Annotated in this window: 12 protein-coding genes and 3 tRNA genes; 7 read left to right on the forward strand and 8 right to left on the reverse strand. The window is 72.0% G+C overall.

Going from position 1 to position 13,018, the window contains the following annotated elements; genetic code table 11:
• Positions 1 to 6: 6 nt before the first annotated feature.
• From ddaH to ACWGJB_RS01965, 3 genes are all read left to right on the forward strand, one after another.
• Positions 7 to 783 carry a dimethylargininase gene (gene ddaH, locus ACWGJB_RS01955; RefSeq protein ID WP_453378322.1) on the forward strand — a complete coding sequence of 259 codons (777 nt, stop codon included), beginning with the start codon at positions 7 to 9 and terminating at the stop codon, positions 781 to 783.
• Between the two features lie 227 nt (positions 784 to 1,010).
• Positions 1,011 to 1,985, forward strand: coding sequence for an acyl-ACP desaturase (locus ACWGJB_RS01960; protein WP_453378323.1), 975 nt, complete (start codon positions 1,011 to 1,013; stop codon positions 1,983 to 1,985).
• Positions 1,986 to 2,050: 65 nt separating this feature from the next.
• A complete protein-coding gene (locus ACWGJB_RS01965) occupies positions 2,051 to 2,896 on the forward strand; it encodes a hypothetical protein (RefSeq protein WP_453378324.1) in 846 nt (281 codons plus the stop codon).
• On the opposite strand, the gene ACWGJB_RS01970 is transcribed toward ACWGJB_RS01965, so the two are convergent.
• Positions 2,893 to 3,516, reverse strand: coding sequence for a hypothetical protein (locus ACWGJB_RS01970; RefSeq protein ID WP_453378325.1), 624 nt, complete (start codon positions 3,514 to 3,516; stop codon positions 2,893 to 2,895). The genes ACWGJB_RS01965 and ACWGJB_RS01970 overlap by 4 nt on opposite strands.
• 179 nt (positions 3,517 to 3,695) lie before the next feature.
• Between ACWGJB_RS01970 and ACWGJB_RS01975 the strand changes: the two genes are divergently transcribed.
• Entirely contained in the window at positions 3,696 to 4,208 is a 513-nt protein-coding gene (locus ACWGJB_RS01975) for a hypothetical protein (RefSeq protein WP_453378326.1), read from the forward strand.
• 205 nt (positions 4,209 to 4,413) lie between these two features.
• Here the strand turns inward: ACWGJB_RS01975 and ACWGJB_RS01980 are convergent.
• Positions 4,414 to 4,489, reverse strand: a tRNA-Trp gene (locus tag ACWGJB_RS01980).
• Positions 4,490 to 4,579: 90 nt separating this feature from the next.
• On the opposite strand from ACWGJB_RS01980, the gene ACWGJB_RS01985 reads away from it, so the two are divergent.
• Both ACWGJB_RS01985 and ACWGJB_RS01990 read left to right on the forward strand, forming a co-directional pair.
• On the forward strand, positions 4,580 to 5,983 hold the full coding sequence (locus ACWGJB_RS01985) for a DUF2201 family putative metallopeptidase (RefSeq protein WP_453378327.1): 1,404 nt from the start codon (positions 4,580 to 4,582) through the stop codon (positions 5,981 to 5,983).
• Positions 5,984 to 7,798: an AAA family ATPase gene (locus ACWGJB_RS01990; RefSeq protein WP_453378328.1), complete on the forward strand. Its 1,815-nt coding sequence runs from the start codon at positions 5,984 to 5,986 to the stop codon at positions 7,796 to 7,798.
• Positions 7,799 to 7,801: 3 nt separating this feature from the next.
• Here ACWGJB_RS01990 and ACWGJB_RS01995 read toward each other — a convergent pair whose 3' ends face one another.
• The 5 genes from ACWGJB_RS01995 to ACWGJB_RS02015 form a co-directional block, all read right to left on the reverse strand.
• Entirely contained in the window at positions 7,802 to 8,977 is a 1,176-nt protein-coding gene (locus ACWGJB_RS01995) for a ribonuclease inhibitor (protein WP_453378329.1), read from the reverse strand.
• Entirely contained in the window at positions 8,971 to 10,299 is a 1,329-nt protein-coding gene (locus ACWGJB_RS02000) for an SDR family NAD(P)-dependent oxidoreductase (protein WP_453378330.1), read from the reverse strand. The genes ACWGJB_RS01995 and ACWGJB_RS02000 overlap by 7 nt, the downstream gene beginning before the upstream one ends.
• Before the next feature lie 30 nt (positions 10,300 to 10,329).
• Positions 10,330 to 10,401: transfer RNA gene (locus tag ACWGJB_RS02005), tRNA-Glu, on the reverse strand.
• Positions 10,402 to 10,412: 11 nt separating this feature from the next.
• Positions 10,413 to 10,484, reverse strand: a tRNA-Gly gene (locus ACWGJB_RS02010).
• A gap of 139 nt (positions 10,485 to 10,623) precedes the next feature.
• Positions 10,624 to 10,917: a WhiB family transcriptional regulator gene (locus tag ACWGJB_RS02015; protein WP_453378587.1), complete on the reverse strand. Its 294-nt coding sequence runs from the start codon at positions 10,915 to 10,917 to the stop codon at positions 10,624 to 10,626.
• A gap of 220 nt (positions 10,918 to 11,137) precedes the next feature.
• Between ACWGJB_RS02015 and ACWGJB_RS02020 the strand changes: the two genes are divergently transcribed.
• Positions 11,138 to 11,926: a VOC family protein gene (locus ACWGJB_RS02020; RefSeq protein ID WP_453378331.1), complete on the forward strand. Its 789-nt coding sequence runs from the start codon at positions 11,138 to 11,140 to the stop codon at positions 11,924 to 11,926.
• A 12-nt stretch (positions 11,927 to 11,938) separates the two neighbouring features.
• On the opposite strand, the gene ACWGJB_RS02025 is transcribed toward ACWGJB_RS02020, so the two are convergent.
• The gene (locus ACWGJB_RS02025) at positions 11,939 to 12,976 is read right to left on the reverse strand and encodes a LacI family DNA-binding transcriptional regulator (RefSeq protein ID WP_453378332.1); all 1,038 of its coding nucleotides are present in this window, start codon (positions 12,974 to 12,976) and stop codon (positions 11,939 to 11,941) included.
• Between the last annotated feature and the right edge of the window lie 42 nt (positions 12,977 to 13,018).

The raw sequence follows: 13,018 nt of genomic DNA on the forward strand, positions 1-13,018 counted from the left end.
CCCGTCGTGCCCAGCAAGAAGGCCCTCATCCGCCGCCCCAGCCCGCGCCTCGCCGAAGGTCTGGTGACGCACATCGAGCGGGAGAAGGTCGACGACGAACTCGCCCAGAACCAATGGGAGGAGTACGCGGAGACGCTGCGCGCGCACGGCTGGGAGACCGTCGAGGTCGATCCGGAGGACGACTGCCCGGACTCGGTCTTCGTCGAGGACACGGTCGTCATGTACAAGAACGTGGCGCTGATCACCCGGCCCGGTGCCGAGTCCCGGCGCGCGGAGACCGCCGGGGTCGAGGAGGCGGTGGCCCGCCTCGGCTGCTCGGTGAACTGGATCTGGGAGCCGGGCACGCTGGAGGGCGGTGACGTCCTCAAGGTCGGCGACACCCTCTACGTCGGCCGGGGCGGGCGGACCAACGCGGCCGGGGTGCAGCAGTTGCGGGCGGTGTTCGAGCCGCTGGGCGCGCGTGTCGTCGCCGTACCGGTGAGCAAGGTGCTGCATCTGAAGTCGGCGGTGACCGCGCTTCCCGACGGAACGATTCTGGGGCACATCCCGAACGTGGACCGGCCTTCGCTGTTCCCGGGCTTCCTGGCGGTGCCCGAGGAGGCCGGCGCCCATGTGGTGCTGCTGGGCGGCGGCAAGCTGATGATGTCGGCGAGCGCCCCGAAGACGACGGAACTGCTGACCGACCTGGGCCACGACGTGGTCACGGTGGACATCTCCGAGTTCGAGAAACTCGAGGGATGTGTGACGTGCCTCTCGGTGCGGCTGCGGGAGTTGTACGTCTGACCGGGTGATCGAGTCATCCCTCCGGCCCTGGGACCTGCGGGTCCCGGGACCTTTTGGCATGTCCCGATTCGCCCTGGCACAGCACCTGATCAGCGATCTTTACGGCGCGCTTAACCTACGGCTTCGTAACCTACGGGTTCGTAGCCTACGATCACGTAGGTTCCCGGCACCGCTCGCCGGTCCTCTCCCGTTCATTCGCTCTTGTTCGGCGTCCCCCTGGAGTTCTCGTGACGATCACTTCTCCCCATCTCGGCAGCTCGTCCGCCTGGACCGACGCGCGGCTGCTGTACGCCCTGGAGGAAGTGGTCGAGAAGGAGCTGAACCGCCATCTGAAGGTCGCCAAGGACTGGATGCCGCACGAGTACGTGCCGTGGTCGGACGCCCGTAACTTCCCCGGCTTCTTCGAGGACGGTCAGGCCTGGGGCAAGGAGCAGTCCAAGGTCACCGAGATCGGGCGGATCGCCCTGGTGGTGAACCTGCTCACCGAGGACAACCTGCCGAGCTACCACCACGAGATCGCCTCGCTGTTCGGCCGGGACGGCGCCTGGGGTACCTGGGTGCACCGCTGGACCGCCGAGGAGGGCCGGCACGGCATCGTGATGCGCGACTACCTGCTCGCCTCGCGCGCGGTGGACCCGGACCAGCTGGAGCAGTTCCGGATGTCGCACATGAGCGAGGGCTTCGAGTCCGACAACCGGCACTCGATGCTGCACTCGGTCGCCTACGTCGCCTTCCAGGAGCTCGCGACCCGCATCTCGCACCGCAACACCGGCCACCAGTCCGGCGACCCGGTCTGCGACCGCATGCTGTCCCGCATCGCGACCGACGAGAACCTGCACATGGTCTTCTACCGGAACCTGCTCAAGGCGGCCTTCGAGCTCGCCCCGGACCTGACCATGCAGGCGGTTCGGGACGTCGTCGTCGACTTCCGCATGCCCGGCCACGGCATCCCCGGCTTCGAGCGGGCCGCCGCCCAGATGGCGATCGGCGAGGTCTACAACCTGCGCATCCACCACGACGACGTGCTCCAGCCGGTGCTGCGCCACCTGAAGGTCCTGGAGATCGACGGCCTCGGCCCGGAGGGCCTGAAGGCGCAGGAGGAACTCGGTCTGTTCATGGGCGGGCTGGACGCGGAGGCCCTGAAGTTCGACGAGAAGCTGGCCGCGCGCAAGGCACGGATGGCGGCGCGCGCCGGGGCGTGACCCCCGAGAACGGGCGCGCGGATTTACCGGTGCGCCCTGTCGGTGGCCTGCGGCATCATGCGCGCATGCGTGCTGACATCACCTCCGGCCGGGCGGTCGGCTTCCTGCTGGACCTGATCGACTCCGTGGACGCCGACCGGGTACGCGCGCGTGTCGGGCTGCCCCGGCCGGCGCCGGAGGACCTCCGGGAGGCCCGGCGCCGGCTCCCCTCGGGGCTGCCGGCACTGCCGTCCTCGGTGCTGCTGTGGATGCTCCAGGAGGACGACCCCGAACTCAACGCCGTCGTCTGGCGCCTCCTCACGGACCGGGACACGGCGCTGCGGCGGGCCGTCCTCAACGGGGTGCCGTTCGGCCCGGGCCGGCTGCTCACGGTGGAGGTCGCCCCGATCCTGCGCGACAACTACGAGCCGCCGCCCGTCCCGGACCGGGTCGCCCGCCTCGGGCTGGTCCCGGCCCTGCGCGAGTCGACCTCCATGGCCGCCGCGCGGGAGGCCACCTCCATGGTCTACCGGCGCGAGCACTGGCAGACGGTCGCGGCGGCGGACCGCGAGAACTCCCTTCCCGGCTACGTCCGGTGGGCCCTGGCCGTACGCCCGGACTGCCCGCCCCCGCTGCGCGCCCAGTTCGGCGCGCATCGCAAGTTCGACTTCCGCGTCCGCCAGGCCGGGATCACGACGGGACCCGCCGAGTACGCCGTGGGCCACGGCCCCGCCCTGGACGTGCTCAAGGTGCTCTCCCTCGGACACGTGATGTTCCCGCGCCGGATCGCCGAGGCCGAGGACGCGCTGCGCCCGCTCGTCCGCGACCACCTGGGCGACCACGAGGAGGCCTGGGCGGTACTGGCCCAACTGCTGGAAACCTTCCACGGCACGACCGAGGAACTGGTCGTGACCGCCGGGGCCATCGCCTAGGACAGGCCCTGAGCCGCCGCCCGCTCCTTGTACCGGCCCGGATAGCGTTCGGTGAACTTCACCGCCCAGACCAGCAGGGCGATGGGGACGACCCAGTTGAACCAGTCGCTCTGCCCGGGCAGTCGGATGGCCAGCCAGGTGGACAGCGCCATCAGCGCGAAGACCACGCCCCAGGCCGCGGTCAGCACCATGTTGACGTGGCTGAACACGGGCGAGCCCCAGTACTCGCGCGGCACCGAGTGGCGGGCGTACTGCGCCGTGAAGGGGTCGGACAGCAGGGAGCCGAGTGCCACGACGGCCACCACCGCGCTGGAGACGACCTGGGCGTACGTCTCCAGCCAGATCAGCTCGTGGCGGTCCAGGGCGAGGGCGAGGACGCAGAGCACCGCGAAGAACACGATGGCGACCATGTCCAGCAGGAAGAACCGGCCCCGGAGCATGTCCTTGCCGGACAGCACGACCGCGGCGACCAGTGCCGCCAGCGCCACGTACTCCCAGGTGCTGGGACTCGCGACGACACTGAAGATGATCCACGGGGCGAAGGAGAGGAAGACGCTCCCGGTACCGACGGGCTTCTCGGCCCGGGTTCGGACGGCCGGCCGCTGTTCCGTGTGTCCCATGGGAGCTCCTCCCATCGCCACCTGGCTCTCCTACCAGCGTGCCGCGCCGGCGGGCCGTCCGCATGCTCTCCGGTGTGCGCCGCCGAACCGGGGCTCCTGGCGTGGGAAGGGCGGGCCACCGGGACGGGCCGGGACCGTCCCGGTGGCCGGGACGGCCGGATCCGCTGCTGGGAGCCGCCGTGCCGTACCGGTTCAGCAAGAACGACCGGTTCGACTACGAGATCCGGCTCGCCCTCGGCTCGGTCTGGCGGCAGGGCGCCGACGTGGGCGAGATGACGGCGGCCGTGGCCACGGCGGCGGACGGCGACGGGGGGACCTGGTTCCGGGCCTGGTCCGGGCTGGCGGACCGGGTCCGCGAGCAGGCCGACCGGAGCGCGGCCGAAGGCTCTACGATCTCCGCCCGCGACGCGTATCTGCGGGCCGCGGGGTACTTCGGCACCGCGCTGGTGGCCGTGGACGCCTGCGCGGATCCGGAGGCTCGGCTGCGCGAGGTCTTCCCGCGGCACCGGGACTGCCTCGACCGCTTCCTGAGCGCCTGGGACCCGCCGGCGGACCGGGTGGCGATCCCCTACGAGGACGAAGCGCTCCCCGGTTATCTCATCGGACCGCCCGGCGCCGACGGTCCACGGCCCACGCTGATCGCCGACAACGGCAGCGACGGCCCCCTCAGCGGCGTCTGGACCCGCTGCTGATCGCCGACCCGGAGGGCGAGCACTTCTGGCCGGGCGCCTCGCGGCGGCTCTACGACGTGCTGCCGGGCCCGCGGCGGCTGGTGCGCTTGACGGCGGCGGAGGGCGCGCATCTGCACTGCGAGCCGATCGGCCGCGCCGTCTTCGAACAGCGGGTCTTCGACTGGCTGGACGCCCTGCTGGCGTCCGTCCAGAAACCGTTCCGGGGGGCGGGGCGGCCGGATTCGAACCGGCGTGTTCTGGTTCTGGAGACCGGTGCGCCTGCCTCTGCGCTACGGCCCCGCCCTTGCGGCCGATCGTAATGCCTTGGCCCGATGTCGGTGGCGGCTGGTACCAATGGAGCATCGGGGGAACTGCGCGGCGGGGGGCTGCACATGGCGTACGGAGAGCGGGTGCGGCCACGCCCGCCCGTGGTCGATCTGGCCGACCGCAGGGCACTTGAGGCCTACCGGCCGGCGGATCCGGAGACGGTCGCACAGGCGCGGCGGCTGAAGGAGGCCGCCCTGCTGGACTTCGGGCTGACCGAGTCGGCGGTGGCGTCGTGGCTGTACTCGAAGTGTCCGCACCAGATCCCGACGACGGCGATCGACACGGCGGCCGTGGTCGCCTCCGGCGACGGCACCTGTCTGCTGCTCTACAACCCGGACTTCTTCGTCGGACTCGGCCTGGACGGCGTGAAGTTCGTGCTGTTCCACGAGGCCCGGCACCTGGTGCACCGCCATCTGCTGGCCGACCCGGAGCTGCGCGAGGACCCGGTGTTCACGCTCGCCGCCGAGGTCGCCGTCAACCATGTGGCCCTGGTCCGCCTCGGCCGCGACGAACTGCCGCTGCTGGACGGCCGTCCGACGGGGGTCGATCCGCGCACGGTGTACGAGGCCTACCGGGAGGACCTGACGGCCCACGGTCTGGAGCCGCTGGTGTACGAGCGGTTCGTCGAGACCGACATGCGGATCTACGGCGAGCTGAAACGGATGTGCGAGCCGCCGGTGCCGCCGCCGCTGTGCCCGCATCTGGTGGCCGGTCTGGTCCCCGCCGACCAGGAGACCGTCGACGCGGTGACCTCGTCCGCGCTGCTCAACTCGCTGCTGGCGGCCCGGCGCGGCCACGCGGGCGCGGAGCGCGAGCTGCTCGACCTCATGAACCGTACGGAGGAGGGGTCGGCGCGGGCCGCGAAGCTCTGGGGGAGCCTGGGCGCGGGCATGCTGCGCGGCGAGACCAGCCGCACCCGGACCGTCGACTGGTGGCAGCGCTGGCTGGTCGACGTCCTGGGCTCCCGGCTGCGCGACGGCGAGCGGCTGGTGTACCCGAAGAAGCGCGGCGCCCTGCTCGCCGCCCTCGGCCAGGACCCGGTGCTCGCCCGGCGCGGCCCGGTCCGCGACAAGGTGCTCGTCATCGCCTACGACACCTCGGGCTCGATGCCCCACCAGGTGATCGACTGGCTCACCCGGCTCGTCGGCCGGATCGACGGGGTGGCGGCGCACTGGCTGTCCTTCGACGCCGTGGTGATGCCGTTCGCACCCGGCGCGCACGTATACGGCGGTGGCGGCACCAGCTTCCAGGTGGTCGCCGACTATGTGGAGGGCCGTACCGAAGTGGCGGGCCGGCGTTGCGAGGTGACCCCGGACGCGGTGGTCGTGCTGACCGACGGATACGCGCCGCCGGTCACCCCGGCCGAGCCGGAGAAGTGGATCTGGCTGATCACTGAGGGCGGCGACGACTGGCCCGAGAGGCACACACCCGCGATGGACTGCCATCGCGTCACCACGGGATCGCGGTAGATGAGCACACGGACGAAGACCACGGAGAAGCAACGGACCACGGAGCCGTCCCGGCTGGAGTCCTTCATCGACGCGATGATCGACATGCGGCAGACCGGGCAGATCTTCGGCGAGCACGGCATCGGCAAGACGGCGACGTTCTTCTCGCACCTCGCCCGCGCCCACCAGGACACCACGCTGGTGTATGTGCCGGCGGCGAATCTGACCCCGGACGACCTGCTGGTCAACGCACCGGTCCGGGACCCGCACACGGGCGAACTGGTGCTGCGCCAGCTGGTGATGAGCCAGCTCAGGCCGGGCCGGCCGTTCGTGCTGCTCATCGACGACTCGCTGCAGGCGGGCGACACGATCCAGTCGCAGCTGATGCAGATCGCCTGCGACTGGTCGCTCGGCGAGCACGATCTGCGCGCCCTGGGCTGTGTCGGCGTGTTCCTCACCGACAACGAGTCGCTGACGGAGACCTCTGCCCGCCGTGGCGACCTGGCGCTCCTCGACCGCATGGTGACGCTGCGGATCACCGCCAACGACACCTCGTGGCGGCGGCATCTCGCGGCCGAGTACCGCCCGTGGGACCTGCGTCCGGTGTTCTCCCTGTGGGCGTCGCTCTCCCCCGCCCTGCGCGAGCTGCTCTCCCCGCGCACCCTCGACCATGTGCTGGCCAACGCGCGCGAGGGCTTCCCACTGCGCTGGGGCCTGCCACTGGTCGACGGCGAGCGGCTGCGGCTGGCCGAGCCCGGCCCGGACGGCCGCCCCGGACAGAACCGGACGGCCGAGATCCTCGACCGGATCGCCGCGAGCGTGGGCGTGGCCAACCCGGCGACGATCGCGGACCCGGTACGGCAGGTGGTGCGGGCCGCGCTGCGCAACCGCTGGACGGTGCTGCTCCAGGGGCCGCCTGGCTGCGGCAAGACGGAGCTGGTGCGGGAGACCGTGCGCGAGGGGCTCGGCCGGGACGCCCTGTACTTCTCGCTGCCGGTGACGAACGTCGAGGACCTGTGCGCGCCGGTCCCCTCCCCGGACGGCACGCTGGACAACCTCCTGGCCGCGCCGTTCACGGGTCCGGAGCCCAAGGCGATCGTCTGGGACGAGTACAACCGGCCCAAGGACAAGGCCGCGTTCGCCAAGCTGATGGAGGTCACCCAGGAGTGGTCCCTGGCCGGGCGGCGGATCGAGAACCTGCGCGCGCAGATAGCCGTGCAGAACCCGCCGTACCACCTGGGCCGCAAGCTCCTCGTGGCACGGAACAACATCGCCCAGGCGACCCGTTTCACCGCCTCGCTCATGGTCGAGCCCGAGGACATCCCGGCCAACGAGTGGCTGCTCGCGCACTACGGCCGGGACGCCGAGACGGCCCTGGAGTGGTGGAAGCACGACATCGACGACGAGGGGCGGGCCTGGATCACCAAGCGGACGCTGGAGCGGCTGATCAAGCTGCACCGGCGGGGGCTGCCGCTGGAGATGGGCACGATCTACCTCGGCGACGGCGAGTACGCGCCGGTGCCGCTGACGGCGCTGGTCGACCGTTTCCGGGGGCGCCCGGTCACCGGCCTGCGCGAGCTGGCCCGGGACGTCGACGCCTGGGAGGCCCGGCTGCGCCGGGCCGACGGGCTCTCCGACGAGGGCGGCGACGACAGCGACGTGGTCCACCAGATCCTCGCCAACGCGGAGCTGTCCCAGCTGAAGCGGGACCGGGCGGTGGTGGTCCGCCTGGTGGCCCTGCTCCCGGCGAAGCTGCGCGCGACCTACCTGGTGGGTGCGTCGGAGCGGCAGCAGCGGTACTGGATGGAAGTGTTCAGGCAGATGCGCGGGAGCTGAGGGTCAGCCCTCCTGCGGTGCCGTGCGGTGCACACTGCGTACGGCGGCCACGTCGACCGGGACCGTCGGGGCCGGGAGGTGGGCGCTGAGGTCGTCCAGCCGGCGTTTGACGCTGGCTGCTATGCCGGCGCCGAGGCGGTAGCGGGTGGCCGTGCCGGCGTGGGCCGCGTGGTCGAGGAGGCGGTGGGCCTCACGGCTGCGCATGCCGGTGTGGGTCAGGACGAGATGGGCGAGGCGGTGCCCGGCGCCGGCGAGGGCCTGCCCGATGGTGTCGGCGGCGGCCAGGTCCAGCCGGTTGTCCGGCGCCGCGAGCACGGCGGCCGCACGGACCCGCCCGAGGTCGAGCAGGGTGACCCCCGCCGAGGCGGCCGCCGTCACCAGGCGGGCGGCGGCCGAGGGACCGATGCCGTTGCTGGCGGCGGAGAGGCGGCCCAGGCGTCCGTACGGGGCCCGGTCCAGGGCGTCGGCCAGCAGCAGCGCACCCGCGTCGCCCAACCGGGCCGCGGACACGTACAGTTCGTCGACCGCGCCCCCGGCGACGACGGCGGCCAGCGCCCGGGCACCGGCCTCGCCCAGCGGGTTGCCGCCGACGAAGAGCCGCTCGATCCGGCGCCCGCCGTCGGCGGCCACCAGCAGCGCGTCGGCCAGCACCGCCGCGCCGGCCGGGTCGAGCCCGGTCTGGACGAGGTCGAGGGTGCGCAGGGAGCGGGCGGACTCGACGAGTTCGGCGGCGGCCCGCCCGCCGCCGCTGCCCAGCGGGTTCCGCTTCAGCCAGACGCCGGTGACGACCTGGGGCGAGGCGCGCAGCTGGTCGGCGATCCGGCAGGCGCCGCCCGCCGTGATGCCGTTGCAGCCGAGGTAGAGGGTCTCGACCTCGGCACCGGACCCGGCCACCGCGGCGGCGCCCTCGTCACCGAGCGCGTCCGTACCGAGCAGCAGATGCCGTACCGGAGTGGGGCCTTCGGCCAGGGCCTCGGCGATCAGGGCAGCGCCCGTCGCGCCGACGCCCTGCTTGCACAGGTCGAGACGGCCGTCCGGCAGCACGGTTCCGGCCGTGAAGTCCAGCCGCTCCCCCGCCGGGCGTCCGGCCCGCAACCAGTGAAGCAGCGGGGCGAGTTCGGCGGCCGGGCGCGGCACGACAGGCGGCACCCCGGCGAATGTCGGCTCCTCGTTCACCACGCGGCCTCCAGGTAGTCCTTCAGGAACACCCCGGACACCGGGTCGCCGGCCTCACCGCGCACGATCGGGTCGTAGACGCGGGCCGCCCCGTCGACGATGTCGAGCGGGGTACGGAAGCCCACGCCCGCCATCCGGGCCTTCTTCGGGGCCGGGTTCTCGTCGGTGATCCAGCCGGTGTCCACCGCGCACATGTGGACGCCCCGCTCGGCGAGTTCGGCGGCGCTGGTGCGGGTGAGCATGTTGAGGGCGGCCTTGGCCATGTTGGTGTGCGGATGGCCCGCCATCTTGTTGCGGACGGCGAACCGGCCCTCGACCGCGGTCACGTTGACCACGTACCGGCGCGGGTGCGGCGAGGCCAGCAGCAGTGGCAGCAGCCGGTCGCAGAGCAGGGCCGGGGCAAGGGCGTTGACCAACTGGGTCTCCAGCACCTCGGCCGGGTCCAGGTCGCCGAGCCGGGCCGACCAGGAGTTCTCCGGCGAGGGGTCGGGCAGCAGCCCGGCCTCGTCGGCCTCCCGGAGTGCGACGGGCAGCGACGCGGCTCCGTGCGCCGGCGTCCGCAGCGGTGTGAACCCGGGGGCCGGTCGGGCGCCCGGCGGCAGCGCGGCGCGTTCGCCGGAGGCCAGCAGGGCGTAGGACTCGGGTGGTCTGCGCACGGTCTGGGCCGCGTTGTTGACGAGGATGTCGAGCGGCTCGCCCTCCTGCCGCAACTCCTCGCACAGTCCGAGCACTTGACGTGGATCACGCAGGTCGACGGCGAGCACGGCCAGCCGGTCCCGCCATTTCGCGCTGCCTGGGGCCGCTTCGAAGCGGCGCACGGTGTCGTGCGGGAAGCGGGAGGTGACCAGGACTTCGGCGCCGTCGCGCAGCATCATCAGCGCCAGCTGGAAGCCGATCTTCACCCGGCCTCCGGTGAGCAGCACCCGGCGGCCGCTCAAGTCGGTGCTCAGGGCGCGGCGGGCGGTGTTGTCGGCGGCGCAGTCGGGGCAGAGCCGGTGGTAGAAGGTGTCGACCTGTCGGTAGGGCGACTTGCAGACATAGCAGGTGCGCGGCTTCTGGAAGACACCCCCGGCACCGGGTACGGCCAGCGGCGCGTCCTCGCGGCGGTCCAGGGCGCCGGTCGCGGTCGCGGCCATCACGGCGGCGTCGGCGGACGACAGTTCGGTGCCGCGGGTCCTGCGGCGGCGCAGCCGTCCGTCGCGGGCGAAGGAGGCGGCGACCTGCTCGGCACGCAGCCGCACCGGGTCGTCTACGGGCAGCGCCCGCAGCTTCCCCACCACGTCGTGGAAAGCGGCCAGTTCCGCCTCGGTGATCGCCTCGCCCATCCGTCCCGCCGCCCCGTGTCCGCCGTACCGTGGTCCCGGCCGGATTCGAACCGGCGTATCCACCTTGAGAGGGTGGCGAGTCTGCCTCTGCTCTACAGGACCTCGTCACGCGGCCCGGACGACCGGATTCGAACCGGCGTGTCCGCCTTGGCAAGGCGGTGCGCCTGCCTCTGCGCTACGTCCGGCCGCGTCCCGGGATCGTAACCGGGCGCGGCGAGGGACCGTACACATTTTCCGGGGCGGTCGTGGTCCGGCTCTTCCGGGTGGTCATGGTCGGGCATTTCCGGGGCAACCGTGTGTCAGCTCTTCCGGGGCGGTCGTGGGTCAGCGGGAGGCGCGCCGGAGTTCCAGTCGCTCCTTCTCGGACAGGCCGCCCCAGACGCCGAAGCGTTCGTCGTTGTCCAGCGCGTACTCCAGGCAGGCCGAACGCATCTCGCACATACCGCAGATGCGCTTCGCCTCGCGCACCGAGCTGCCGGGCTCGGGGAAGAAGAAGTCCGCCCCGGTCTGCGCGCACAGCGCCTGCGCATGCCAGACCGGGACGGGCGTGCGGGGAGGGATGGTGGTGTCGAAGTGCATGGCCAGGATCGTGCCGTGCGGCGAAAAACGTTCGATCAACGCCCGCTCAACGAGGGCGCGACGGACCACAGCAGCCTCGATCATGCGCGACGACGCCACGCCTGCGCACGGCGGCGCGCGCAACGGAATCAAAACTCGGCGAGTGCGTCAAGTGACCCACGGTAACCAGCTTGGGGTGGGCGCGCTCCGGCAGCGATTGTCAGTGGGCGGTGGAAGACTCGGCTCTGCAATGCACGGGACCCTTCCGAGGAGGGCGAAGATGCTCACCACCCGTTTCGTCAACGGCGCTCCCAACTGGATCGACCTCGGCACCCCCGAGATCGACGGCGCCGTCTCCTTCTACAACGGCCTCTTCGGCTGGCAGTTCCAGTCGGCGGGTCCGGACGCCGGCGGTTACGGATTCTTCCAACTGGACGGCAGGACCGTCGCCGGCGGTATGCAGACCAGTCCCGAACAGGGCCCGCCGAGCTGGACCGTGTACTTCCAGAGCGAGGACGCGCAGGCCACCGCCAAGACCGCCGAGCAGGCGCACGGCAGCGTCCTGGCCCAGCCGATGGACGTGATGGGCCGGGGCCACCTGGCGATCCTCGCCGACCAGGCGGGCGTGCCCTTCGGGATCTGGCAGCCCGGGCTGACCAAGGGCGTGGACATGGCGAGCGATCCGGGTTCGCTGTGCTGGGTCGAGCTGTACACCCCGGACATCGCGGCGGCCGCCGCTTTCTACCACAAGGTGCTCGGTCTGGAGACCTCCGGCGTGCCCTTCCCCGGCGGCACATACACCTGTGTCAACCCGGCGAACGGCGACGACGACTCCATGTTCGGCGGGATGGTCCCGCTGGCCGAGGACCCTGCCGAGGCCCAGATCGGCGCGTACTGGCTGCCGTACTTCGAGGTAGAGGACCCGGACGCGGTGGTGGAGAAGGCGCAGCAGACCGGTGGCAAGGTGCGGATGCCGGCGACCACGCTGGAGGGTGTGGGCCGGATGGCCAAGCTGGCCGACCCGTACGGCGCCCGGTTCGCGGTGATCAAGGGCGAGCAGCAGGGCTGAGGCGGAGACCGCCTATGCGGTGGCACGCCGTATCAGTGTCGTGGGCAGGATGACGCTGGACGGCGCGCCCGTCGCCGGGTTCCCCCGGGTCAGGGAGGCCAGCAGGAGCCGGGCCATCAACCGGCCCATCTCCTCGATGTCCTGACGGACCGTCGTCAGTGACGGCTCGGTCTGTTCGGTGACGGGCAGCACGTCGTCGAAGCCGATCACGGCCACGTCCTCGGGCACCCGGTGGCCGCGCTCGCGCAGGACGCGCAGGGCGCCGAGTGCGGTGAGGTCGTTGGCCGCGAACACGGCGTCGACATCCGGGCAGCGGTCGAGGAGTTCGCCCATGGCGCGCTCGCCGCCGGCCGGGGTGAAGTCGCTGGGCACGACCAGCCGCGGATCGGCCTCCCCCATGGCGGCCATGACGTCCCGATACCCCTGGAGGCGGTCGGCGGCCGACGTCTGGTCCAGGGGCCCGGTGATGTGGGCGATCCGGCTCCGGCCGAGGCCGGCGAGATGGCGTACGGCGTCCTGGGCGCCGCCCCGGTTGTCGCAGTCGACGTACACGGCGCTGTTGGTGCCGTCGCTCCAGCCGGGCCGGCCGCCGAACACGGTGGGGACTCCGGCGCCCTCGATCAGACCGGGCAGCGGGTCGTCGAGGTGGAGCGAGAAGACGAGCGCGCCGTCGACATGGCCGCCGGCGAGATAGCGGGCCACGCGTGCGTGGTCGTCCCGCCCCTCGGTGAGCAGCAGCACGAGCTGGTTGTCGTGGGCGGTCAGCTCCTTGCTGATGCCGCGCAGTTGGAGGGCGAAGAAGGGGTCGGTGAAGATCCGGGTCTCGGGTTCGGCGATGACGACGGCGATCGCGTCGTGCCGTTTGGTGACCAGGCTGCGGGCCGCCTGGTTGGGGACGTAGCCGAGTTCCTCGACCGCCTTCCGGACCCGCTCGACGAGGGGTTCGCGCACCCCGTCCCCGCCGTTGACCACCCGTGACACGGTGGCCCGGGACACCCCGGCCCGTGCGGCCACGGCCTCCAGTGTGGGGCGCGACACTGCCTCGGACACCTCGGCCCTCCTCATCGGCGGCTGACGATCAGCATAGCCCCG

Source organism: Streptomyces sp. NPDC054813, from assembly GCF_053611365.1.